Below are 23,269 nucleotides of genomic sequence, written 5' to 3' on the forward strand. Positions count from 1 at the left end.
ATGCACTTGCTTGTGATCAGCCAGTACTTCTGGCCGGAGAACTTTCGTATCAATGATTTGGTGGCCGACTTTGTCCAGAAGGGGCACCAGGTCACGGTCTTGACGGGCCTGCCGAACTACCCCGAAGGCCAGGTGTTCGATAGCTATCGCCGCGCCCCCGCAGACTTTGCCAGCTATGCCGGTGCGCGGGTGGTGCGTGTTCCTATGCTGGCGCGGGGACGGGGGGCGGTACGCCTGGTACTCAACTATTTCAGTTTTGCCCTGAGCGCCTCTCTCTGGGGCGCCTGGCGCCTGCGCAAGGAGCGGGTCGATGCCATCCTAGTGTACGAGCCTTCGCCCGTGACCGTGGGGATTCCTGGCGCCGTGCTGCGCTGGTGCAAGCGAGTACCCATGGCATTCTGGGTCCTGGATTTGTGGCCAGAAACACTGAAGGCCGTTGGCATCGTCAGTTCGGATTGGGGCCTGTGGCTGGTAGGGCTGATGGTCCGCTGGATTTACCGTCGCTGCGACCTGATCTTGGCGCAGTCTCAAAGCTTCATTCCTCAGATTCGCCGACATACGGGCGATGCTGCACAAATCGCGTATTTCCCTAGTTGGGCAGAGTCGCTGTTTGCCGGAAATGCTGATCAGTCCCGGGCCGAGGAACTGGCTGGAGCGCTTGGTAGTTTCACAGTCCTGTTTGCGGGGAATATTGGCGAAGCGCAGGACTTCCCAAGCATCCTGGCAGCGGCGGAATATCTAAAAGACACTCACCCCCACATCCGCTGGGTGGTTTTGGGCGATGGCCGTGTAAAACCGTGGGTAGAGCACGCTATCGTCGAGCGAAATCTCGCGTCATGCGTGCACTTGCTGGGGCGCTTTCCCGTGGAGCGCATGCCATCTTTTTTTCAGGGCGCCGATGCCTTGCTCGTTAGCCTCAAGAAAGAACCTATTTTTGCGATGACCATTCCCGGCAAGCTGCAGTCCTATCTCGCGGCTGGGCGCCCCATTGTCGCCATGCTCGATGGTGAGGGGGCCGACCTGCTCGACACTCATGGCGCCGGGGTGACCTGCCCTGCGGGTGACGCCGTGGGGCTGGCGGATGCTGTGCTGCTTCTGTCGACGCTGACGGACGTTGCGCGTGCCGAGATGGGCCGAAAAGGCCTTGCTCTGTATGAGCAGGAGTTCGAACGATCCATGCTGCTGGGCCGTCTGGAGGCGTGGCTGCTCCAGATGGCTGCATCTGCACCAAAGGAAGCGAGGCCGCATCCATGAACGTCTTGTTGACGGGGGCATCCGGTTTTGTCGGAAGCGCGCTATTGCGCAAATTAGTTGCTACAGGCCGGGGTGTTCGTGCGTGTTACAGAACTCTGCCGCCGACTTCGCCCGAGGGCGTGGCTTGCTATGCTATCCCCGACTTCACCTCCGACAGTGCTTGGCGTGCCGCTTTGGTAGGGACGGAGGTGCTTGTCCATGCGGCGGCTAGAGTCCATGTCATGGATGAAAAGGCAGCAGACCCCCTGAAGGAGTTCCGGCGCATTAATGTTGGAGGCACGCTGGCGTTGGCGCGCTGGGCAGCCGCGGCCGGAGTTCGACGCTTTGTGTTCATCAGCTCTGTGAAGGCACTCGGTGAGCGAACCTACCCGGGCGTCCCTTTTTCTGCAGACACCCTGCCAGAGCCGGAGGATGCCTATGGCATCTCCAAATGGGAAGCCGAGCAGGGGCTGCAACAGCTTTCCCGGGAAACCGATATGGAGGTGGTCATCATCCGCCCCCCCCTGGTTTATGGTCCAGGGGTAAGGGCCAATTTCGCTTCCATGATGCGCTGGCTGTCCCGGGGCTTTCCATTGCCTTTGGGAGCGGTGACGCATAACCGGCGCAGCTTTGTGGCTCTAGATAATCTGGTGGATTTGATAACAGTCTGTACTCAACATCACGCCGCCGCCAATCAGATATTTCTTGCCGGCGACGGTGAGGATTTGTCGACAGCGGAATTGCTACGGCGTATGGGGCATGCTTTGGACGTACCGGTGCGTTTACCGGCAGTGCCACTGGCCTTTCTGGAGGCAGGTGCACACTTGATGCGCAAAAAGGACACGTACCATCGACTCTGCAATTCTTTGCAGGTCGATATCAGAAAAACTCGTTATTTACTAGGGTGGACCCCGCCGCTGACAATGGATGAGGGGCTCAGGCTTACCGCACAAGAGTTTCGAAAATGAAGCGTTCACTCGACGTAATACTGGCCGGGGTGGCGGGGTTGCTATTGGCCGTCCCGATACTTCTTTTAATTGTGGCTGTTCGTTTGACCTCCCGAGGGCCTGCTCTGTACTGGAGTGACCGGGTCGGGCGGAATAATTGCCTGTTCAAAATGCCCAAATTCCGCAGCATGCGCGTAGATACTCCGGCCGTAGCCACCCACTTACTGGAAAATCCTGAGCAGTGGTTGACGCCAATAGGATCGTTTCTACGTAAAAGCAGTTTGGACGAAGTGCCACAGTTGTGGTGCATTCTGCGTGGCGACATGAGTTTTGTCGGTCCGCGCCCCGCATTATTCAATCAGCAAGACTTGATAAGTCTGCGGACCAGCAAAGGCATTCATGTGTTGGTGCCAGGTTTGACCGGTTGGGCGCAAATCAATGGGCGCGATGAATTGCCCATTCCTCTTAAGGTGGCGCTGGATGAGGAATATTTGAAGCGGCGTTCTCTGGGTTTGGATCTGAAGATAATTGCCCTTACCATCGTGAAAGTTTTGAAACGGGAAAGTGTTACCCATTAATTTCCTTCCATATTAAGGAGAAGCGTATGTCTAATTTGATCGACATCCAAAGCCAAATCGAAAAATTACAAAAACAAGCCAGTGAAATCAAGGCGAAGGAATTTCACAGCACGGTGCAGGATATTTTGTCCAAAATGCAGGCCTTCGGCATTACTGTCAAGGATTTGCAAAATGCAAAACCGGCCAAGTCAGCCAACGGAGTGCGTGGCAAAAGGGCGGTGGCCCGAGGCAAGTTGCCCAAGGTTGGCAAGCGAGCGGGCGTAGCGGTCGCTGCCAAATACCGCGGCCCCAACGGCGAAACTTGGTCAGGCCGTGGTCTGACACCCAAGTGGTTGGCGGCCTTGATTGCTCAAGGACAAAACAAGGAATCCTTCGCAGTCAATGCTCAATAGCCGCCGGGTTCTTGCTTGGCCACGTGCGGCCAAGCGCCTGGCTGTCATCGCGCTGGACGTTGTGCTGGCGTTGTTGGCAACATGGGTTGCCTACGCCTTACGCCTGGACAACACCTACTACCCAGTGGGGGCGCAGTGGTGGGTATACGGAGTGGCTCCTATGCTGGCCGTTCCCATTTTTGTCCGTTTGGGGCTGTACCGGGCCATTTTTCGGTATACCGGCCAAGCGGCTCTGGTCGCTACCGGCAAGGCGGTGGCCCTGTATGCCGCAGTGCTGACTACGGTGTTGCTCTGGCAACAATGGCCCGGGGTGCCTCGAAGCCTTGGTTTGCTGCAACCCATCGTGTTTTTGTTGCTGGTGGGCGCCAGTCGTGCATTCGCCAGGTTCTGGCTGGCTGGCCTTGCTGCGCAGTCGGCCGGCGATAGGGGGCGTTTGCTCATTTTTGGCGCCGGTTCGGCTGGAGCGCAGACGGCTGCCGCCTTGGGCATGGCCCGCCATTACACCTTGGTCGGGTTTGTAGACGATGACGCCAGCAAGGATGGGCGCAGTATCAATGGTGCACCGGTGCATGCGTCGGTCAAGCTGCTGGAGCTGGTGCGTGACGAGCAAGTCACCGACATCCTCCTCGCCATGCCCAATGCCACCCGCGAGCGGCGCAACCAGATCATTGAATCTCTGCAGGGCCTGCCTGTACATGTGCGCACTTTGCCTAGCATGGCCGATCTGGCCAGTGGCAAGGTCACGGTGCAAGACATCCACGAGTTGGATGTGGAGGATTTGCTGGGCCGCGAGCCAGTGCCGCCCAATGCAGAGCTGCTGGCCCAGGATCTCACGGGGCAAGTGGTGTTGGTCAGTGGCGCTGGCGGCAGCATTGGCGGAGAGTTAACGCGCCAAATCGTGCTGCAGCGTCCGCGGCAGTTGCTGCTTTTGGAGCACAACGAGTTTGGTTTGTATGCCATCCACCAGGAGCTGGAGGGCATTTGCAATGCCCGACAGTTGCCGGTGGAGTTGGTGTCTTTGCTCGGCAGTGTGTCCAATCCCGAGCGCTTGCGTGCCATCTGTGATGCCTATCAGCCGGCCACCGTTTACCACGCCGCCGCTTACAAGCATGTGCCGATGGTGGAGGACAACCCCGGCGAAGGCGTGCGCAACAACGTCTTTGGCACGCTGAATCTGGCCCAAGCGGCCGCGGCTAGTGGTGCCCGGCGGTTTGTGCTGATCAGCACCGACAAGGCCGTGCGCCCCACCAATGTGATGGGTGCGACCAAGCGTGTGGCGGAGTTGGTGCTGCAGGCGCTTGCGCAAGAACATTCGGGAACTTGCTTTTCCATGGTCCGCTTTGGCAATGTGCTGGGATCCAGCGGCAGCGTCGTGCCACTGTTTCGCAAACAGCTGGCGGCAGGTGGGCCGCTCACCGTCACGCACGAAGAAGTCACGCGCTATTTCATGACCATTCCCGAGGCTGCACAGCTGGTGCTGCAGGCCGGAGCCATGGGGCAGGGCGGTGACGTGTTTGTGCTGGACATGGGCCAACCGGTGAAGATCATGGACTTGGCGCGGCGCATGGTGCAGTTGTCCGGCTTGTCGGTGCGTGATGCGGACCACCCAACCGGGGACATCGAAATTGCCGTTACCGGACTGCGCGTGGGCGAAAAGCTTTACGAGGAGCTGCTGATTGGTGACAACCCGCAGCCTACCGCGCACCCGCGCATCATGAAAGCCCACGAGCCATTTATGCCCTGGGCCGTGTTGCAGCAAGAGTTGCATGTGTTGCTGCAAGCGGCCAATGCCAATGACGCTGCCGCGATCAAGGCCTTCATGGTGCAGCACGTGCAGGGCTACCAGCCCGCCTGAGTGCGTATGCCGTAGGCATGCAGCAAGGATGCGGCTCGGTAATGCGGCACAATTTGCGCTTATTTCCCTGACACAATACGGACCTTGACCATGTCTGACACCAGCGCACCGTCTTCCATCGCTCCTTTTGACAAAGCCCAGATCCTGGCCCAGGCCTTGCCCTATATCCGCAAGTTCCACGGCAAGACCATGGTTATCAAATACGGCGGTAACGCCATGACCGACCCGGCCTTGCAAAAGGCGTTTGCCGAAGACGTGGTGCTGCTCAAGCTGGTCGGCATCAACCCCGTGGTGGTCCACGGCGGCGGACCGCAGATCGAGAGCGCGCTCAAGCGTCTGGGCATGCAGGGCCAGTTCATCCAGGGCATGCGCGTGACTGACGGCCCCACCATGGACGTGGTGGAGTGGGTGCTGGGCGGCGAGGTCCAGCAGGACATCGTGGGCCTGATCAACCAGGCTGGCGGCAAGGCCGTGGGCCTGACCGGGCGCGACGGCGCCATGATCCGCGCGCGCAAACTCAAGATGCTGGACAACAATGACCCCAGCAAGGAACACGATGTGGGCCAGGTGGGCGACATCGTCAGCGTGGACCCCAGCGTGGTCAAGGCGTTGCAGGACGATGCTTTCATTCCCGTCATCAGCCCCATCGGCTTTGGGGAGCACAACGAGAGTTACAACATCAATGCCGACGTGGTGGCTGCCAAGTTGGCCACGGTGTTGCAGGCCGAAAAACTGATGATGCTCACCAACATCAGCGGTGTGCTCGACAAGGCCGGACAACTTATGACTGACTTGACTGCCAAGCGCATCGACGAGCTGTTTGTGGATGGCACCATCAGCGGCGGCATGTTGCCCAAAATTGCGGGCGCACTGGACGCAGCCAAGAGCGGCGTGAACTCGGTGCACATCATTGACGGCCGCGTGCCGCACGTGCTCCTGCTGGAAATTCTGACCGATCAAGCCTTCGGCACCATGATTCGCTCTCATTGATGTGCTATTGAATTAGTAGCTGTTTGCGCATATTCCATAAGCTCCAGAGGCCTAAAGTACTATGAGACTCTTGCTGGTGGAAGACGATGTGATGGTGGCCAGCGGTATCAAGCTGGGCCTGTCGGACGCTGGATATGCGGTGGACTGGGTGGGCAGCGCCGAGCGGGCGCTGGAGGTGACCCAGACCGAATCGTTTGATGTGGCGGTGGTCGACATTGGTCTGCCGCTGATGGATGGGCTGGCGTTGACCCATGCACTGCGCAAAAACGGGCACAGCATGCCGGTACTCATCCTTACCGCGCGTGATGCCTTGCAGGACCGTGTTCAGGGGCTGGACATGGGGGCAGACGACTACATGGTCAAGCCCTTTGAGCTGCCAGAATTGCTGGCCCGCCTGCGGGCGTTGTTGCGCCGCTCCCAGGCCGCGACGTCGGCCACGCTAAGTTTTGGCCCGTTGGAGCTGGACACGGCCCAGCGCCAAGCCTGCATTCGCTCCGCAAGTGGCAGCGCGCAGCCGATTGAGCTGGGGCCCCGCGAGTGGACCGTGATGGAGTACCTGCTTCTGCAGGCCCCCAAGCCCGCCAACAAAGACAAACTGCTCCAGGCCCTGACCGGCTGGGACAAGGAAATCACGCCCAACGCCGTCGAGGTCTACATCTCGCGCTTGCGCGGCAAGCTGGAGCCCCATGGCATTGCCTTGCGCTCCATCCGGGGTTTTGGCTACCGGCTAGAACTGCTGACAAGCTGACGATGCAATGACCAGCGGCATGTCCTCCGGCCTGCAGCGGCGCCTGCTGCTCTTGCTGTTGTTGCCCCTGCTATTGCTGGCCATGCTCAACACCTGGTTCGACTTTCGGAGCGCGGACAGCGCTGCACTGGAGCAAGACCGCCAGCTGCTGAACCTCGCGCCCTTGTTGGCCGACTCGGTGATCGCCGGCGGTGGCAGTGCCGAGACGCCGCCAGTGCTATTGATGGCGCCACCCGTCGATGAATTCCTCAGCATCCGCCCCGAGCTGGCGGCTTTTGCCGTGGTGAGCCTGGAAGGCAAAGTGCTGGTGGGCACCGACTGGTTGACCGGCTTGCCGCCCACCACCCGGGAAGCGGAGTTCTCCAGTGAAGAGCACCAGGGCATCACGTACCGCATCGTCAGCCAGCGCGCCAAAACGGCGGCCGGTGAACTGGTGGTCCGTCTGGCGGATGGTTCGGACCCGCGCCAACAATGGTTGACTCTGCTGGCGCTCAAGGTGTTGTTGCCCAACCTGGTGCTGGCCATCGGCGGCTTCTTCGCCGTGAACTGGGCGGTGCGCACCGCACTGCGGCCGCTGCTGGAGTTGCGCGATGCGGTGGAGCGCCGCTCCCCGCGCGACTTGTCGGCGCTGGACCCGGATGCTTCGCCGGATGAAGTGCGTCCATTGGTGCTCTCGCTCAACCGCTTGTTCGGCTTGGTCAATGCCCAGGCGGAGAGCCAGGCCCGCTTTGTAGCCGATGCGGCCCACCAGCTGCGCACTCCGCTGGCAGGCCTGCAGGCCCAAGTGGAGGCTTGGGCACAAGCTGTAACGGGCTCAAAAAGCACATCAAATATGCCTTTGGCGCCCATGAATACTGCGCAAGCAGCTATTACTTTGGGAGCGGATCAGGTGCTGCGCCTGCGCCATGCGGCGCGGCGGACCTCCCAGTTGGCGAACCAGCTGCTGGCGCTGTCCCGCGCCGATGCACGCAGTGCCCAAGCCCAGCCCTTGCAGCGTGTGGACCTGCAGCAACTGTGCGAGGCAGTGCTGGAGTCCTTGCTGGAAGCCGCCACACGCAAGGATATTGATTTTGGTTTGGAGGTGGCCCACTCCCACATCAGCGGGCAAGAATGGCTACTGCGCGAGTTGCTGGTCAACCTGGCTGACAACGCACTCAAATACACGCCCACCGGTGGGCGCGTTACCTTGCGTTGTGGCTTGCGTCCAGCCACTCCAGACGCCAGCCCTACGCCGTTTCTGGAGGTGGAGGACGATGGACCCGGTATCGCTCCCGAGGAGCGGCGCCGGGTATTGGAGCGTTTCTACCGCGTGCCGGGCACGGCCATTGAAGGCAATGGCCTGGGCTTGGCCATTGCGGATGAGATTGCACGCGTGCACCGTAGCCACCTGCAATTGGCCAGCGGAAACGGTGGCCTCGGTCTGCGGGTGTGGTTGAGTTTCCCACCGTAAGTGCCAAAAACCCTGTGCGAGAATGCTCCGAACCCAACGCTGAACCCACCATGCCAGACGCCCACGCCCCGCTTGCTGACACGTCCGACTCCACGCCTGCCGCAGCCGGGCGCAAGCGCCCCAAGCCCGGTGAGCGCAGGGTCCAGATTCTGCAAACCCTGGCCAGCATGCTGGAGCAGCCTGGTGGCGAACGTATCACCACCGCGGCACTAGCGGCCCGGCTGGAGGTGAGTGAGGCGGCGTTGTACCGCCACTTCGCCAGCAAGGCCCAGATGTTCGAAGGCCTGATCGATTTCATCGAGGACACCGTATTCGGCCTGATCACCCAGATCGTGGAACGGGAGTCTGCGGCCGGACTTGGCGCAGGCCATGGCGAGCGCCAAGCAGCGCGCATTGCCACCATGCTCATCCAGTTTGCAGAAAAGAATCCTGGCATGGCCCGCGTCATGGTCGGCGACGCCTTGGTGCTGGAGAACGAGCGCCTGCAACTGCGCATGAACCAGCTGTTTGACAAGGTGGAAGCCGCGCTCAAGCAGTGCCTGCGCGAGGGAGTTGCCGCGCAGGCCTCTGCCACCCCTACGGTGGATGTCCAGGTGCGTGCGGCCACCGTGACAGCCTTCGTGGCGGGGCGCCTGCAGCGTTACGCACGGTCAAGTTTCAAGCGTTTGCCGTCCGAACATCTGGAGCCCGCCTTGCAATTGATGCTCGGGTAAACCCGTAGATCCCCTAGAAGTAACCCTCTAGAAAACCGGGGTTCTGGGGGGAGGCGGTGGAAATGCTGCAGAATAGCACGATCGTTCTATTTTGTGGTGCCTCTATCCATGTCTCTTGCCTCGGTTTCCAGCCCGTCCCAGCCCGCGTCTGATGCGTCGGGCAAGCGTGCGCCGTCCAAGCGCGCCATGCAAAAAGGACAACAAACCAAGGCGGCCATCGTAGAGGCCGCACTCGGATTGGCAACCCAAATTGGACTCGAAGGCCTGAGCATTGGTGTGTTGGCTGAGGTCACCCAAATGAGCAAGTCGGGCGTATTTGCCCACTTTGGCTCGCGGGAAGAACTCCAGATCTCGGTCATTCGCGAGTACTTTGGCCGCTTCGAGCAAGAGGTGTTTTACCCCGCACTGCACGCTGAGCGGGGGCTGCCTCGCGTCGAGGCTTTGTTCCACAACTGGATGAAGCGCGTGGCCGTGGAAATCCAGTCCGGTTGCATTTTCATCAGTGGTGCGGTCGAGTTTGACGACCGCCCTGGCCCGGTGCGGGATGCCTTGGCCAGCTCGGTGCAGACCTGGCTCAGCGCCCTGTACCGCGCGGTGGTACTGGCCAAACAATGCGGCCAGCTGGACGCCAACGCGGACGAGCAGCAAATGGCGTTTGAGATCCACGGCCTGATCCTCGCTCTGCATTACGAAGCCCGCTTTCTCAAAAACCCCGGCTCCATTGCGCGGGCCAACCAAGGTTTTGCCAACATCCTGGCGCGTTACGGCGCCAAGTCTGTTTAGTCACTCTTTTTTAGTCCAACCGTTTCTTTCCGTTACCCCTAGGAGAACACACCATGCCAACGTATACCCCCCCACTGCGCGACATGCAGTTTGTGATGCACGAAGTGCTCAACGTGGTGGCCGATTTCAAGCAGATTCCCAAGCACGCGGACATCGATGCAGACACCATCAACGCGGTACTGGAAGAAGGCGGCAAGTTCGCCGCTGAGGTCACCTTTCCCCTGAACATCAGCGGCGACCAAGAGGGCTGCAAGGTTGACCAGACGACCCATGCCGTGACCACTCCCAAGGGCTTCAAGGAAGCTTACGGCAAGTACATCGAAGGCGGCTGGGCGGCGCTGGGCTGCGACCCCGAGTACGGCGGCCAAGGCCTGCCCTACGTGGTCAACAGCATGTTCTACGAAATGCTCAACAGCGCCAACCAGGCCTGGACCATGTACCCCGGCCTGACCCACGGCGCATACGCCGCGCTGGAAACCCACGGTACCCCCGAGCAAAAAGCTACCTACCTGCCCAAGATGACCAGCGGCGAGTGGACCGGCTCCATGTGCCTGACCGAACCCCATTGCGGTACCGACTTGGGCCTGATGCGCACCAAGGCCGAGCCCCAGGCCGACGGCACCTACAAGATCACCGGCAACAAGATCTTCATCAGTGCTGGCGAGCACGACATGACCGACAACATCATCCACCTGGTGTTGGCCCGTCTGCCCGATGCGCCACCCGGCATCAAGGGCGTGAGCCTGTTCATCGTGCCCAAGGTGCTGGTGAACAAGGACGGCTCTTTGGGCGAGCGCAACGGCATTTACTGTGGTGGCCTGGAACACAAGATGGGCATCCACGGCAACGCCACCTGCCAGATGGTGCTGGACAACGCCGTGGGCACCATGGTCGGCCAGCCCAACAAGGGCATGCAAGGCATGTTCGTGATGATGAACGCTGCCCGTCTGGGCGTGGGCAACCAGTCCTTGGGCCTGACCGAAGTGGCCTTCCAGAACGCCCTGGCCTATGCCAAGGACCGCATCCAGATGCGCAGCCTGACCGGCCCCAAGGCCAAGGACAAGCCTGCCGACCCCATCATCGTGCACCCTGATGTGCGCAAGATGCTGATGACGGCACGCGCTTACGCCGACGGTGGCCGTGCGCTGCAAGCCTATTGCTCGATGCTGCTCGAAAAAGAGCACAACCACCCCGACGAAAAGGTGCGCAAGGACTCCGGCGAAATGTTGGCCATGCTGACCCCGATTGCCAAAGCTTTCCTGACCGACAACGGCCACATCGCCACCAACGCTTGCATGCAGGTGTTTGGCGGTCACGGCTTCATCAAGGAATGGGGCATGGAGCAGTTTGTGCGCGACAACCGCATCAACATGATCTACGAAGGCACCAACACCATCCAGTCGCTGGACCTGCTGGGCCGCAAGATCCTGGGCAACAACGGCGCCACACTCAAGAAGTTTGGCAAGTTGGTGGGCGCTCTGGTGGCCGAAGAAGGCGTCAATGAAAAGATGGCCGAATTCATTACCCCCATCGCCATCCTGGGCGAGCAGATGACCAAGTTCACCACCGAAATCGGCTTCAAGGGTTTTCAGAACCCCGACGAAGTGGGCGCCGCTGCGGTGGACTACCTGCGCGTGGCCGGGCACCTGGTGTTCGGGTACTTCTTCGCCCGTATGGCGCAAGTGGCACTGCGTGAAATTGCGGCCGGCAACACCGACCCGTTCTACACCGCCAAGCTGCAGACCGCACGCTTCTACTTCGCCAAGCTGTTCCCCGAAACCGCGACCCTGATGCGCACAGCACGCACCGGCTCGAAGGTTTTGATGGACACCGACGCCGTGTTTGCCTGATAAGCAACCGTGTTCCGCAATCCTGCAAATTACAAAAGGAGACAACGATGATTCGCAATACTTTGGTGGCAACCCTGGGTTTGAGTGCATTGACAGCCATGGCGCAAATGACGCCCGTGGGATTGTGGAAGACGATCGATGACAAGGATGGCTCGGCCAAGTCCGAGATCCGCATCGTGGACAACGGTGGCGTGGTATCGGGCAAGATCGAGCGCGACCTGAGCCCCAAAGCCAAGCCCGATGACAAATGCACCGAGTGCAAGGATGACCGCAAGGACCAGCCCATCATTGGCCTGGAGCTCATCCGCGGTTTGAAGAAGACCGAGGGCAAGGACATTTGGGAGGGTGGCACGATTGTGGAGCCCTCCAGCGGCAAGGTCTACAAGATGACCATGACCCCCATAGAAGGTGGCAAGAAGATCGAGATGCGCGGCTACATCGGATTCTTCTACCGCACCCAAACCTGGATTCGCGTCCAGTAATCTCATTCAGGAATTTTTATGTCCCGCTTCCAATTAAAGAAAGTCGCCGTGCTCGGCGCAGGCGTGATGGGCGCGCAAATTGCCGCCCACCTCGTCAACGTCAAAGTACCGGTGGTGCTGTTCGACCTGCCTGCCAAGGAAGGCCCCAAGAATGGCATCGTGACCCGCGCTGTCGATAACCTCAAAAAGCTCAAACCCGCGCCCTTGGGTGTGGCAGACGATGCCGTCCTGATTGGCCAAGCCAATTACGAAGAGCATCTGGAGCAGCTGCGCGAGTGCGACCTCATCATCGAGGCCATCGCTGAGCGCATGGACTGGAAGCTGGACCTTTACAAGAAGATCGCTCCCTTTATTGGCCCAGAGACTATCGTGGCCTCCAACACCTCCGGCCTGTCGATCACCAAGCTGTCAGAAGCGCTGCCGGAAGAAATCAAGCCCCGCTTCTGCGGTATTCACTTCTTCAACCCCCCCCGCTACATGGCGCTGGTGGAGTTGATCAACACTCCCACCACCGAAGCCCACTACCTCGATGCACTCGAAGGCTTTGTGACCAGCACCCTGGGTAAGGGCGTGGTGCGTGCCAAGGATTCCCCCAACTTCATCGCCAACCGCGTCGGTATCGCCGGCATGTTGGCCACCATGAAGGAAGTGGAAAACTTCGGCCTGACCTATGACGTGGTCGATGACCTGACCGGCAAGAAGCTGGGTCGCGCATCTTCCGGCACCTTCCGCACTGCGGACGTGGTTGGCCTGGACACCATGGCCCACGTGATCAAGACGTTGCAGGACACGCTGAGCATCGAGACCGATCCCTTCTACGAGAGCTTTGTCACCCCTGTGGTGCTTAAGACCCTGTTGGAAATGGGCAACCTGGGCCAGAAGTCCAAAGCCGGTTTCTTCAAGAAGGTTGGCCGCGATGTGTTGCGTTTCGATGGCGAAAGCCAGGAGTACGTGCCCGGTGGCGAAAAGGCCGACGAGGTCTACGCCCGCATGCTCAAGAAGCCAGCCGCCGAGCGTCTGAAGCTCTTGCGCAACGCCGAAGGCAAGCAAGGCCAGTTCCTGTGGGCCATCCTGCGCAACAGCTTCCACTACGCTGCCATCCATTTGGCGTCGATCGCCGACAACGCCCGCGATGTGGACTTCTGCATGCGCTGGGGCTTCGGCATGAAGCAAGGCCCGTTTGAGCTCTGGCAGGAAGCCGGCTGGCTCGAAGTGGCGAAGATGGTTCAAGAAGATATCGACGCCGGCAAAGCGTTGTGCAAAGCGCCTTTGCCCGACTGGGTGTTCAAAGGCCCCGTGGCGGATGCCGGTGGCGTGCACACCGCTGCAGGTTCCTGGAACCCCACCACAGGCACTTTTGTGCCGGTGCGCAAGCTGCCCGTGTACGAACGCCAGCACTTCCCCGAGAGCGTGCTGGGTTCCAATGCGCCCAAGGCCGAGACCGCAGGCAAGACCATTTTTGAAGACGAGTCCATCCGCCTGTGGACGCTGGACGAGCAAGTGCTGATCGCCAGCATCAAGACCAAGATGCACGCCATCGGTGGCGGTGTGATCGAAGGCCTGCTGCAAGCCCAGGAGCTGGCCGAGAAGGAATACCAAGGCCTGGTGATCTGGTCGCCGGACGAGATGTTCTCTGCCGGTGCCGACCTGCAAGGCATGATGCCTGCCTTCATGATCGGTGGCGCCAAAGCCATCGAGGGCGCAGAAGCCGAGCTGCAAAACGCCATGCTCAAGCTGCGCTATTCCAACGTGCCTGTCATTTCCGCCATTCGCGGTTTGGCCTTGGGCGGTGGTTGCGAGCTGGCCGTTTACTCCAGTAAGCGCGTGGCGGCGATGGAAAGCTACATCGGTCTGGTGGAAGTCGGCGTGGGCCTGGTGCCCGGTGCCGGTGGCCTGACCTACATCGCACGCCGCGCTGCAGAAAACATGGCCATGTCCACCTCCAAGGACGTGCTGCCTTTCCTGACCGAAGGCTTCACCGCTGCGGCTATGGCCAAGGTAGGCACTAGCGCGCTGGAAAGCCGCAAGCTGGGTTACCTGTTGGACAGCGATGTGGTGGTGGCGCACAAAGACGAGCTCTTGTTCGTCGCTATCAACGAAGCCAAGGCTTTGTACACCTCCGGCTACCGTGCACCGCACAAGCGCAGCTTCCCCGTGGCCGGTCGCAGTGGCATTGCCACTATCCGTGCCCAGCTGGTCAACATGCGTGACGGCGGCTTCATCAGCGCGCACGATTTCCATATCGGCCTGCTAATTGCAGAGGTCGTGTGTGGCGGCCAAGTGGATGCCGGCACCCTGGTGACGGAGGAATACCTCATGGCTATGGAACGAAAGGCTTTCTGCAGCTTGCTGACCCACCCCAAGACGCAAGAGCGCATCATGGGCATGATGTCCACCGGCAAGCCGGTGCGAAACTGATCGCCGGCATGAGCATTCCCGCTGCCCACGCATCGACCGCCCGGCCCAACCGGCTGGCGCGTTCGGTCGCCAAGCTGGACCGCGTGCCTGCGGCTCTGCGCCCCTGGCTGCGTAACAAGGTCATGGGCCGCGCAGTGCCGTTCACCGGCACCGCAGGCTTGGACTTTGCGCACATGGCGCCTGAGCGTGTGGAGATTGCCGTGGCTAATGTGCGCCGCGTGCAAAACCACATTCAGGGCGTGCATGCGGCTGCCATGGCGCTGTTGGCCGAAACGGCCACCGGCATGGTGGTGGGCATGAATGTGCGGGACGACTGCGTGCCCCTGGCCAAGACCATGCGCATCGACTTCAAGCGACGTGCCCAGGGCGCCATGCGCGCCGTGGCCACTTTGTCGGATGCACAGCGTCAGCTCATGCAGCAAAGCGACAAGGGCGAGGTCAGCGTGCCCGTGCTGGTCAGCGACGAATCGGGCGAGCAGCCCATTCAATGTGAATTCATCTGGGCGTGGATACCCACCCCGCAACCAAAGAGCATTGCGGGACAGACCGCAGCGACGTAGTCGCAAGCTCTGTCCCCAACTGATTAGGAGTTATCCCATGAAACAAGTCCAAGACGCTTACATCGTTGCCGCTACGCGCACCCCCATCGGGCGTTCCGGCCGCGGCTATTTCCGCAATACCCGCCCAGACGAGTTGCTGGTGTCTGCCCTGCGCAGCGCCATGTTGCAAGTCCCCACCCTGGATCCCAAGGCGATTGAAGATGCCATCATCGGCTGCTCTTTCCCTGAAGGCGAGCAGGGCATGAACATGGCCCGCGTGGCCGTGGGTCTGGCGTTTGACCACCCCGTGGGTGGTATCACCGTCAACCGCTTCTGCGCGTCCGGCATTTCCGCTATTCAGATGGCGGCAGACCGCATCCGTGTCGGCGAAGCCGATGTGCTGATCGCCGGTGGTGCCGAGTCCATGAGCATGGTGCCCATGGGTGGTGGCAAGCCCTCGTTCAACCCCGAAGTGTTTGCCCGCGACGAAAACGTCGGCATCGCTTATGGCATGGGTCTGACCGCTGAGAAGGTGGCCCAGCAGTGGAAGGTGACACGCGAAATGCAAGACGCCTTCGCACTTGAATCCCACCTGCGCGCCATCAAGGCCCAGCAAGCCGGCGAGTTCACCGACGAGATCACGCCCATTGACGTGATCGAGCGCACGCCCAACCTCGCCACCGGCGAAGTGTCCACCCGCACTCGCACCGTGAACCTCGACGAAGGTCCGCGCCCAGACACCTCCATCGAAGGCCTGGCCAAGCTCAAGCCCGTGTTCGCTGCCCGCGGCAGCGTGACCGCCGGCAACAGCTCCCAGACCAGCGATGGCGCAGGCGCTTTGATTCTGGCCAGCGAAAAAGCGGTCAAGCAATTCGGCCTCACACCACTGGCTCGTTTTGTGAGCTTTGCGGCCCGTGGCGTGCCACCCGAAATCATGGGTATCGGCCCCATTGAAGCCATTCCTGCGGCCCTGCGTTACGCCGGTTTGCAGCACTCTGACATCGACTGGTTCGAGCTGAACGAAGCCTTTGCGGCCCAGTCGCTGGCCGTAATCAACACCCTGGGTCTGGACCCGTCCAAGGTCAACCCCATGGGTGGCGCGATTGCGCTAGGTCACCCGCTCGGCGCTACCGGTGCCATTCGTGCGGCTACCGTTATCCACGCACTGCGCCGTAACAACCTGAAGTACGGCATGGTCACCATGTGCGTAGGAACCGGGCAGGGCGCTGCCGGCATCTTTGAACGCGTGTAAGGCGCGTCACACCAAGGCCACCTTCGGGTGGCCTTTTGCATGGGGCTGTATGCTCCGCAGCCATCTGGAGATCGCTTGAATGAGTACCCACGTTTTTGATGAAGCCATTGCCTTGCAGGCGCAGCCCGATGGTAGCTGGACCGGGCACACCCACCCAGCCTACGCCAACATGGTGGGGCCCTTTGGTGGCATCACCACCGCTCAGGCCCTCAACGGGGTGCTGCAGCACCCGGACCGATTGGGCGACCCGGTGTCTCTGACGGTGAATTTTTGCGCGGCGCTGGCTGACGGCCCCTTCACCGTCATGGCGCGTGCGGCGCGCACCAACCGGTCGACCCAGCACTGGACCATCGAGATCCAGCAGGGGGATGCGATTGTCATGACCGGCACAGCGGTGACCGCCGTGCGCCGTGAGACCTGGGGTGTGGACGAAGAACCCATGCCCCTGTGCCCGCCACCCGCCGAAGTACCGCCGCCGCAAGTCATGGCGCCCATGGAGTTTGTAAAGCGCTATGAGCAGCTGCCGGTGACCGGCCAGTTGCCCACGGTGTGGGATGGCAGCGGCCACAGCAGCCTGAGCCAAATCTGGGTGCGTGACAATCCGCCGCGTCCCCTGGACTTTGCGTCGCTGGCCTGCATATCAGACATCTTTTTTCCCCGTGTGTTTATCCGCCGGGCTACCCATGTGCCTGTGGGTACGGTGTCGCTGACGGTGTACTTTCATGCAAGCGCCGAGCAGTTGGCTGCCACCGGTACCGGCTATCTGCTGGGGCAAGCGCAGGCGCAGGCCTTCCGCAACGGCTTTTTTGATCAGAGCAGCCAGCTCTGGAACGAAGCCGGTGTGCTGCTGGTGACCACGCACCAGATCGTCTATTACAAACAGTGATCCAATCACCCATCCCTTTTTGAGCGAGCGACCATGCAAGACATCCTGATCCACACCGACGCCGGCATCACCACCATCACCCTGAACCGCGTCGAAAAAAAGAACTCTTTTACCCAGGCCATGTACGCAGCCTGCGCTGATGCGCTGGACACTGCGCGTGACGATGCTGCCGTGCGCGTGGTGGTGTTCCAGGGCGATGCCACCGTGTTCAGCGCCGGCAACGACATCGGCGACTTTCTGGGCGCACCGCCCAAGGCGCAGGACGCACCGGTGTTCCGCTTTTTGCGGGCTCTGGCGGCCTTCCCCAAGCCCATCGTTGCGGCGGTCTGCGGCCCGGCAGTAGGCATTGGCACCACCATGCTGTTCCATTGCGATCTGGTCTACGCCGGTGACAACGCAGCCTTCTCCATGCCCTTCGTGAATCTGGGCCTGTGCCCGGAAGCGGCGTCCAGCCTGCTGGTGCCCCAGATGATGGGTTACCACCGCGCCGCCGAGGCCTTGCTCATGGGCGAGCCCTTCATGGCTGAAGCCGCTCTGGAAGTGGGTCTGGCTAACCGCGTGGTGCCACCCACCGAAGCGAATGCCGTGGCCCAGGCCCAGGCCCGCAAGCTGGCCGCCAAGCCCATCGCCTCGCTGATCGAAACCAAGCGCCTGCTCAAGAAAGGCCAACTGGCCGACGTGCTGGCGCGTATTGACGAAGAGGCGGTGAGCTTTGGCCGCATGTTGGGTGAGCCCGCTGCCAAAGAAGCGTTCACGGCGTTTATGGAGAAGCGCAAACCCGACTTCAGCAAGGTGTGAATCCTGCCGCTGTTTTTATGCAAATTAAGCCCTTGTTGCCCATGGATATTGCGCGAGCAGCTATTGTTTTTGTAGCATTTTGCGCTGCGTCCTTGGCGCTTGCCAACCCTTATTACGACCCGGGCAAGCCTCACCACACGCCGGAAGGTTTTCGCAACAATTACAGTGGCGCCGTCCAGAAGCCCTTCTCGGAGCTGGTGCGTTGGCAATGGGAGTCGTGGCGGGAAGGCTTGCCCAAGCCTGCCCAGACCCCTACACCCCAAGTGGCCCCCGATCTGCCGCGCCTCCAGAGTTACCAGCGCACGGCGCCTGGCAGCACGGCGGGGCAGTCTGCCTCGCCGCCCGCCATCACCTGGGTGGGACACGCCAGCTTGCTGGTGCAGGCCGGTGGCTTGAATGTGCTGACCGACCCCATCTTCAGCGAGCGCGCTTCTCCCGTACAGCTGTTCGGTCCCAAGCGGGCCGTGCCACCCGGCGTGGCCTTGGACGATCTGCCCCCCATCGATGTGGTGCTGATCTCCCACAACCACTACGACCACCTGGACCGCAGCAGTGTGGTCGCGCTGCACCAGCGGGCCTTGGCTGCAGGCAGCAGTACCGTGTTTTTGGTACCACTTGGCCAGAAGCCGTGGTTCACTGCGCTTGGCATCGACAGCGTGGTGGAGCTGGATTGGTGGCAACAGCACGCCGTGCGGGGGGTGGACTTCGTGCTGACGCCCGTGCAGCACTGGTCGGCCCGTGGCGTGGCTGATCGCAGCACCACCCTCTGGGGTGGCTGGGCAGTATTGGGCCAAGACCTGCATTGGTACTTTGGGGGTGACGCTGGCTATAGCAAAGACTTTCTGGACACCCGCCTGCGCTTGGCCACGCGCCAGACGGAAGCCTTGGGCGGCGGCTTTGACATCGCGCTCTTGCCCGTGGGCGCCTATGCGCCGCGCTGGTTCATGCGCGAACAACATATGAATCCTGAAGAAGCCGTGCAAGCCCACCTGGACTTGGGTGCCCGGCGCAGCGTGGGCATGCACTGGGGGACGTTTCAGTTGACCGATGAGCCGCTGGACCAGCCTCCGCAAGACCTGGCGGACGCCAAGCGCGCACGACAGGTGGATGACGCACATTTTTTCCTGTTGGCGATTGGCGAAACCCGTACCCTTCCAGCCCGCCCGCGTTAGCTCCCCTTAAGAGGAGCTATTTTTACCAAGCAAACGCTTGCTAAAAATAAATGGCTTTGGTATGGTGCGGGCATGACGCCACCCGACAGCCTGTTTGCCACGCCCGAGAGCGCAGCCCCCCTCGCCCCCGACATGCCCAAACGCCCGCGTGGCCGGCCCCGCAAAACGGTGGACGAGCGTGACGATGGCAACCGCCGCCATGCGCTTTTAAGCGCTGCGGCCCAGCTGTTCCGCCGCAAGGGCTTTGCGGCCACCACCACACGCGATATTGCTGCCGCAGCTGGCATGCAAAGTGGCTCGCCCTTCTACCATTTCAAGAGCAAGGACGCGCTGCTGTTCGCCGTGATGGAGCAAGGCATGCACACGGCGCTGGCCAATCAGCAGGCTGCATTTGGTGTGCCGGGTTATGCCGCGCTGCCTCCCGCCGAGCAACTGCGCGCGCTGGTGCATGCGCACTTTGCGGTGCTGCTGGGGCCGGGCAACGACTTTGTACCGGTGATGCTCTACGAATGGCGCTCGCTCAATCTGCGCCAGCGCAAGGTGCTGGCCAAACTGATTGCCGACTACGAGGCCCTGTGGATGCCCGTACTCACAGCCTTGCATGCCACCGGACAGCTCAAGGCGCCAGTGGGGCTGGCGCGCCTGTTGATGCTGGGCGCGCTCAACTGGTCGGTGCAATGGTTTGATGCACGCAAAGGTGCGTCCATCGAAGAACTTGGCAATGCTGCCGTATCCCTGTTTTTGAAGGAGTCCTGATGTCTTACGCTTCGGTTTTTGCGCCCGGCTTGTTTGCGGGCAAGGTAGTGGTGGTCACCGGCGGGGGGTCTGGTATCGGGCGCTGTGTGGCGCATGAGCTGTCGGCCTTGGGCGCGACGCTTGCACTGGTAGGCCGCAAGCTGGAGAAGCTGCAGGCCGTGCAGGCCGAGATTGCAGAAGATGGCGGCAGTGCCAGCATCCACAGTTGTGACATCCGACAGGAAGACACGGTCAAACAGACCGTGGCCGACATTCTGGCCCAGCATGGGCGTATTGATGGCTTGGTCAACAACGCGGGCGGCCAGTACATGACACCGCTGGAGGCCATCACTGCCAAAGGCTGGGAGGCGGTTGTCCATTCCAACCTTACGGGCGGGTTCTTGATGTCGCGCGAGTGTTACACCCAGACCATGGCCAAGCATGGCGGTGCCATCGTCAACATCGTGGCCGATATGTGGGGCTCCATGCCGGGCATGGGCCACAGTGGCGCAGCGCGTGCCGGCATGGTGAGCTTTACTGAGACTGCAGCCGTGGAGTGGGCCAACCGGGGTGTGCGTGTGAACGCAGTCGCGCCGGGCTACATCGCCTCCAGCGGCATGGACCATTACCCGGCCGAGATGGCACCCATGGTGCGTGAGATGGCCAAGACCGTGCCCCTGGGCCGCTTTGGCACCGAGGCCGAAACCGCCGCCGGCATTGTGTTTTTGTTGAGCCCTGCAGCCTCCTTCATCAGTGGCAGCACGCTGCGCATCGACGGTGCGCGGCCGCAGGCCCGCTTGGGCTACCCGATGCGGGTGGCCGATGAGAAGTCACAAGCGCGTGACGGCATCAAGCCCTTCAATGGTTTCCACCGCGCCAAGCTGCCCAAGGTGTTCAACGTATGAGCGCGACGATGGACACATTGCAAGACATCGGCCCCGAAGACATCGCGGCAGTGGAGGATGCGGCGCGCCGCTTCATCCGCACCGAGGTGGCCCCGCACCTGAACGCATGGGAAGAGGCCGGCGAATTTCCAAGGGAGCTCTACCAGCGCGCGGCCGATTTGGGGTGGCTGGCGCTGGGGTACCCGGAGGCCTTTGGCGGCACGCCGGCCCCTTGGGCTTTGCGCAATGCCATGACGATTGCGCTGGCCCGCACGGGCGGCAGTGGTGGCCTGATGGCCAGCCTGTTCAGCCACAACATTGGCTTGCCGCCGGTGCTGCGCCATGGCTCCCCGGCGCTGCAGCAGCGCGTGATTCCCGATGTGTTGGCAGGTAAAAAAGTTGCCGCCTTGGCCATCACCGAGCCCGGCGGCGGTACCGATGTATCGGCCCTCAAAACCACTGCGCGCCGCGAAGGCGATGACTACGTGGTGGATGGTGAAAAGGTCTTCATCACCTCCGGCATGCGTGCGGACTGGATCACGGTGGCGGTGCGGACCGACTTGCAGAACAAAGGGCCCATGGGCATCTCCATGCTCATGGTGCCGGGCGATGCGGTGGGTCTGTCGCGCAGTCCGCTCCAAAAAATGGGCTGGTTGTGCTCTGACACGGCACACCTGCGTTTTGACGGCGTGCGGGTGCCGGTCAGCAATCTGGTGGGCGAAGAGGGCGCAGGCTTCAAGATCATCCTGACCAACTTCAACGGCGAGCGCCTCTCCATGGCGGCCATGGCGTTGGGCTTTGCCGAGTGCTGCTATGACGAGGCCCTGGCCTGGGCGCAGCAGCGCAAGACCTTTGGCTCGGCGCTCATCGACCACCAGGTGATTCGCCACAAGTTCATGGACATGAAGATGCGCATCGAGTCCACACGTGCGTGGCTGCATGCCGTGTCGGCCCGGGCCGACGCCGGTGACCGCGGCGACAAGTCTGCCAAGGGGGCGGAGTGGGTGGCGCAGGTGTGCCTGCTAAAGAACCATGCCACCCAAACCATGCAGTTCTGCGCCGACCAGGGCGTGCAGATTTTGGGTGGCATGGGCTTTATGCGCGGCACTGCTTGCGAGCGCATCTACCGCGAGGTCAAGGTCATGATGATTGGCGGCGGGGCCGAGGAAATCATGAAAGAGTTGGCCAGCCGTCAGCTCGGCCTGTGAGAATGCCCCATGGCCAAAACCCCCTCTGTTGATGTGGTGCCGGACGCGGCGCTGCAGTTCGAACCCGCGTTCATCGCCGGGCTGACCCGCATTTTTGAAGAAAGCATTGTCTTCAACCAGGTGCTGGGTCTCAAGATCACTGGCATCACACCGGCCAAGGTCACGGCGCGCATCGCGATGCGCCACGAGCTGGTCGGGCACTACAGCTACAACCGCATCCACGGCGGCGTCATCAGCGCGGGGCTGGATGCCATGGGCGGCCTGGCGGTGATGGCGGCCATTGGCGCGCGCCATATGGACGAAGCCCCTGAACAGCGCCTGCACCGCTTTGCCAAGCTGGGCACCATTGACCTGCGCGTGGACTACCTGCGCCCCGGCATTGGTGAACACTTTGACCTGCATGCCGAGGTGATGCGCCTGGGTTCGCGGGTGGCTTCCACACGCATGGAGTTTCTGGGGGCGGACGGCAAGCTGTTGTCCACCGGGTCTGCGGCCTATATCGTCTCCTGAGTGCTATCAAGTTAGGAGCTACTCGCGCAGTATCCACGGCTCTTAGGGCCTGATTTGATGATTTTCTGTGAAATGCGCCGCCTTCTGGTGTCACATCCGCGTTTTGCCTTGATGCCGGAATTGGACAAGATTCCGCCTAGCACAGGGAGCCACCATGACCATCACCACTCTGGGCAGTGCGCGCGCCAGCACTGCCAACGCCAGCAGCCAAACTGCCGCACAGGCCGCGGAAAAGGCCGACCCCATCACCGCGGGCCTGCAAAAGTCCAACAGCAAACTGCAAACCCTGCTGAATACGGCTACCGCCAGTCTTTCCACCTTGGGCAAATTCAAGGCGGCTGTGGCTGCCAGTCAGACAGCGGCTGCAGGCTTGAGCGCTCTGAAGGACAGTGCCACCAACGAGGACGTGAAAAAAGCCCTGAACAGCTTCGTCAGCACCTTCAACACCATGGTGGCCTCCACCCAGTCGGCCGCGGCTGCCAGCAGCGGGGTCGAGCGCATCAGCCGGGGCATGACCCGTGCCATGACGGCAGACTTTTCCCGGGTGGATGCTTTGCGCCAAATGGGTTTCACCAAATCCAGCGACGGAACACTGAAGCTGGACACCGCGAAATTGGAGGCTGCCTTCAAGGCCTCGCCCTCGGGGGTGTTGGGGACCTTGTCCAAACTGGGCAAGCTGGTGGACAAAGTGGCCACCAAAGAGCTGGCCAGCGGGGGCAGCATTGGCAACACGGTCAATGCCCTGTCCAGCAAGGCTACGGTGCTGCAGATGCAGCAGAATGCGCTGCAGAAGGCGGCACAGCAGTACGCCAGCTTTGCAACGGGCGGCAACAACTAGCCTTGGGC

23 protein-coding genes are annotated in these 23,269 nt (G+C 61.3%); all 23 read left to right on the plus strand.

The genetic code is table 11. The annotated features are described in order from the left end of the window. The 23 genes from U5O12_RS18805 (at position 1) to fliD (ending at position 23,261) form a co-directional block, all read left to right on the plus strand. Positions 1 to 1,254, plus strand: a complete 1,254-nt coding sequence (locus U5O12_RS18805; protein WP_322580111.1) for a glycosyltransferase family 4 protein — start codon at positions 1 to 3, stop codon at positions 1,252 to 1,254. After that, positions 1,251 to 2,201, plus strand: coding sequence for an SDR family oxidoreductase (locus U5O12_RS18810; protein ID WP_322580112.1), 951 nt, complete (start codon positions 1,251 to 1,253; stop codon positions 2,199 to 2,201). Before U5O12_RS18805 ends, U5O12_RS18810 begins: the two co-directional genes overlap by 4 nt. Then, the gene (locus tag U5O12_RS18815) at positions 2,198 to 2,758 is read left to right on the plus strand and encodes a sugar transferase (protein WP_322580113.1); all 561 of its coding nucleotides are present in this window, start codon (positions 2,198 to 2,200) and stop codon (positions 2,756 to 2,758) included. Before U5O12_RS18810 ends, U5O12_RS18815 begins: the two co-directional genes overlap by 4 nt. A 26-nt stretch (positions 2,759 to 2,784) precedes the next feature. Beyond that, complete coding sequence (locus U5O12_RS18820; RefSeq protein WP_322580114.1) at positions 2,785 to 3,150, plus strand: H-NS histone family protein; 366 nt, start codon at positions 2,785 to 2,787, stop codon at positions 3,148 to 3,150. Next, positions 3,140 to 5,005 (plus strand): nucleoside-diphosphate sugar epimerase/dehydratase, encoded by a 1,866-nt coding sequence (locus U5O12_RS18825; RefSeq protein ID WP_322580115.1) that lies wholly within the window; start codon positions 3,140 to 3,142, stop codon positions 5,003 to 5,005. The genes U5O12_RS18820 and U5O12_RS18825 overlap by 11 nt, the downstream gene beginning before the upstream one ends. Positions 5,006 to 5,095: 90 nt before the next feature. Beyond that, positions 5,096 to 5,995, plus strand: coding sequence for an acetylglutamate kinase (gene argB / locus U5O12_RS18830; RefSeq protein WP_322580116.1), 900 nt, complete (start codon positions 5,096 to 5,098; stop codon positions 5,993 to 5,995). Positions 5,996 to 6,056: 61 nt separating this feature from the next. Continuing rightward, on the plus strand, positions 6,057 to 6,743 hold the full coding sequence (locus U5O12_RS18835; protein WP_322580117.1) for a response regulator transcription factor: 687 nt from the start codon (positions 6,057 to 6,059) through the stop codon (positions 6,741 to 6,743). 19 nt (positions 6,744 to 6,762) lie between these two features. Beyond that, the gene (locus U5O12_RS18840; RefSeq protein ID WP_322580118.1) at positions 6,763 to 8,193 is read left to right on the plus strand and encodes a sensor histidine kinase; all 1,431 of its coding nucleotides are present in this window, start codon (positions 6,763 to 6,765) and stop codon (positions 8,191 to 8,193) included. A gap of 50 nt (positions 8,194 to 8,243) precedes the next feature. Beyond that, positions 8,244 to 8,906, plus strand: coding sequence for a nucleoid occlusion factor SlmA (slmA, locus tag U5O12_RS18845; protein WP_322580119.1), 663 nt, complete (start codon positions 8,244 to 8,246; stop codon positions 8,904 to 8,906). A 108-nt stretch (positions 8,907 to 9,014) separates the two neighbouring features. Continuing rightward, a complete protein-coding gene (locus U5O12_RS18850; RefSeq protein WP_322580120.1) occupies positions 9,015 to 9,689 on the plus strand; it encodes a TetR/AcrR family transcriptional regulator in 675 nt (224 codons plus the stop codon). 53 nt (positions 9,690 to 9,742) lie between these two features. After that, entirely contained in the window at positions 9,743 to 11,539 is a 1,797-nt protein-coding gene (locus U5O12_RS18855) for an acyl-CoA dehydrogenase C-terminal domain-containing protein (protein ID WP_322580121.1), read from the plus strand. A 47-nt stretch (positions 11,540 to 11,586) separates the two neighbouring features. After that, complete coding sequence (locus U5O12_RS18860) at positions 11,587 to 12,021, plus strand: DUF2147 domain-containing protein (protein ID WP_296467600.1); 435 nt, start codon at positions 11,587 to 11,589, stop codon at positions 12,019 to 12,021. 18 nt (positions 12,022 to 12,039) lie between these two features. Then, entirely contained in the window at positions 12,040 to 14,439 is a 2,400-nt protein-coding gene (locus U5O12_RS18865) for a 3-hydroxyacyl-CoA dehydrogenase/enoyl-CoA hydratase family protein (RefSeq protein WP_322580122.1), read from the plus strand. 8 nt (positions 14,440 to 14,447) lie between these two features. Continuing rightward, entirely contained in the window at positions 14,448 to 14,999 is a 552-nt protein-coding gene (locus U5O12_RS18870) for a DUF4442 domain-containing protein (protein ID WP_322580123.1), read from the plus strand. A gap of 37 nt (positions 15,000 to 15,036) precedes the next feature. After that, a complete protein-coding gene (locus U5O12_RS18875) occupies positions 15,037 to 16,230 on the plus strand; it encodes an acetyl-CoA C-acyltransferase (RefSeq protein WP_313875037.1) in 1,194 nt (397 codons plus the stop codon). A 79-nt stretch (positions 16,231 to 16,309) separates the two neighbouring features. After that, positions 16,310 to 17,116 carry a thioesterase family protein gene (locus U5O12_RS18880; protein WP_322580124.1) on the plus strand — a complete coding sequence of 269 codons (807 nt, stop codon included), beginning with the start codon at positions 16,310 to 16,312 and terminating at the stop codon, positions 17,114 to 17,116. 33 nt (positions 17,117 to 17,149) lie between these two features. Then, on the plus strand, positions 17,150 to 17,914 hold the full coding sequence (locus U5O12_RS18885) for an enoyl-CoA hydratase (protein WP_322580125.1): 765 nt from the start codon (positions 17,150 to 17,152) through the stop codon (positions 17,912 to 17,914). A gap of 17 nt (positions 17,915 to 17,931) precedes the next feature. After that, positions 17,932 to 19,086 carry an MBL fold metallo-hydrolase gene (locus U5O12_RS18890; protein WP_322580126.1) on the plus strand — a complete coding sequence of 385 codons (1,155 nt, stop codon included), beginning with the start codon at positions 17,932 to 17,934 and terminating at the stop codon, positions 19,084 to 19,086. A gap of 72 nt (positions 19,087 to 19,158) precedes the next feature. Beyond that, on the plus strand, positions 19,159 to 19,842 hold the full coding sequence (locus U5O12_RS18895) for a TetR/AcrR family transcriptional regulator (RefSeq protein WP_322580127.1): 684 nt from the start codon (positions 19,159 to 19,161) through the stop codon (positions 19,840 to 19,842). Beyond that, a complete protein-coding gene (locus U5O12_RS18900; RefSeq protein WP_322580128.1) occupies positions 19,842 to 20,726 on the plus strand; it encodes an SDR family oxidoreductase in 885 nt (294 codons plus the stop codon). Before U5O12_RS18895 ends, U5O12_RS18900 begins: the two co-directional genes overlap by 1 nt. Next, positions 20,723 to 21,913 (plus strand): acyl-CoA dehydrogenase family protein, encoded by a 1,191-nt coding sequence (locus U5O12_RS18905; RefSeq protein WP_416221526.1) that lies wholly within the window; start codon positions 20,723 to 20,725, stop codon positions 21,911 to 21,913. Before U5O12_RS18900 ends, U5O12_RS18905 begins: the two co-directional genes overlap by 4 nt. Before the next feature lie 9 nt (positions 21,914 to 21,922). After that, on the plus strand, positions 21,923 to 22,423 hold the full coding sequence (locus U5O12_RS18910) for a thioesterase family protein (RefSeq protein WP_322580130.1): 501 nt from the start codon (positions 21,923 to 21,925) through the stop codon (positions 22,421 to 22,423). A 154-nt stretch (positions 22,424 to 22,577) separates the two neighbouring features. After that, on the plus strand, positions 22,578 to 23,261 hold the full coding sequence (gene fliD, locus U5O12_RS18915; RefSeq protein WP_322580131.1) for a flagellar filament capping protein FliD: 684 nt from the start codon (positions 22,578 to 22,580) through the stop codon (positions 23,259 to 23,261). The last annotated feature ends 8 nt before the right edge of the window (positions 23,262 to 23,269 follow it).

It is taken from the genome of Rhodoferax sp. (assembly GCF_034519335.1).
Classification (GTDB): domain Bacteria; phylum Pseudomonadota; class Gammaproteobacteria; order Burkholderiales; family Burkholderiaceae_C; genus Allorhodoferax.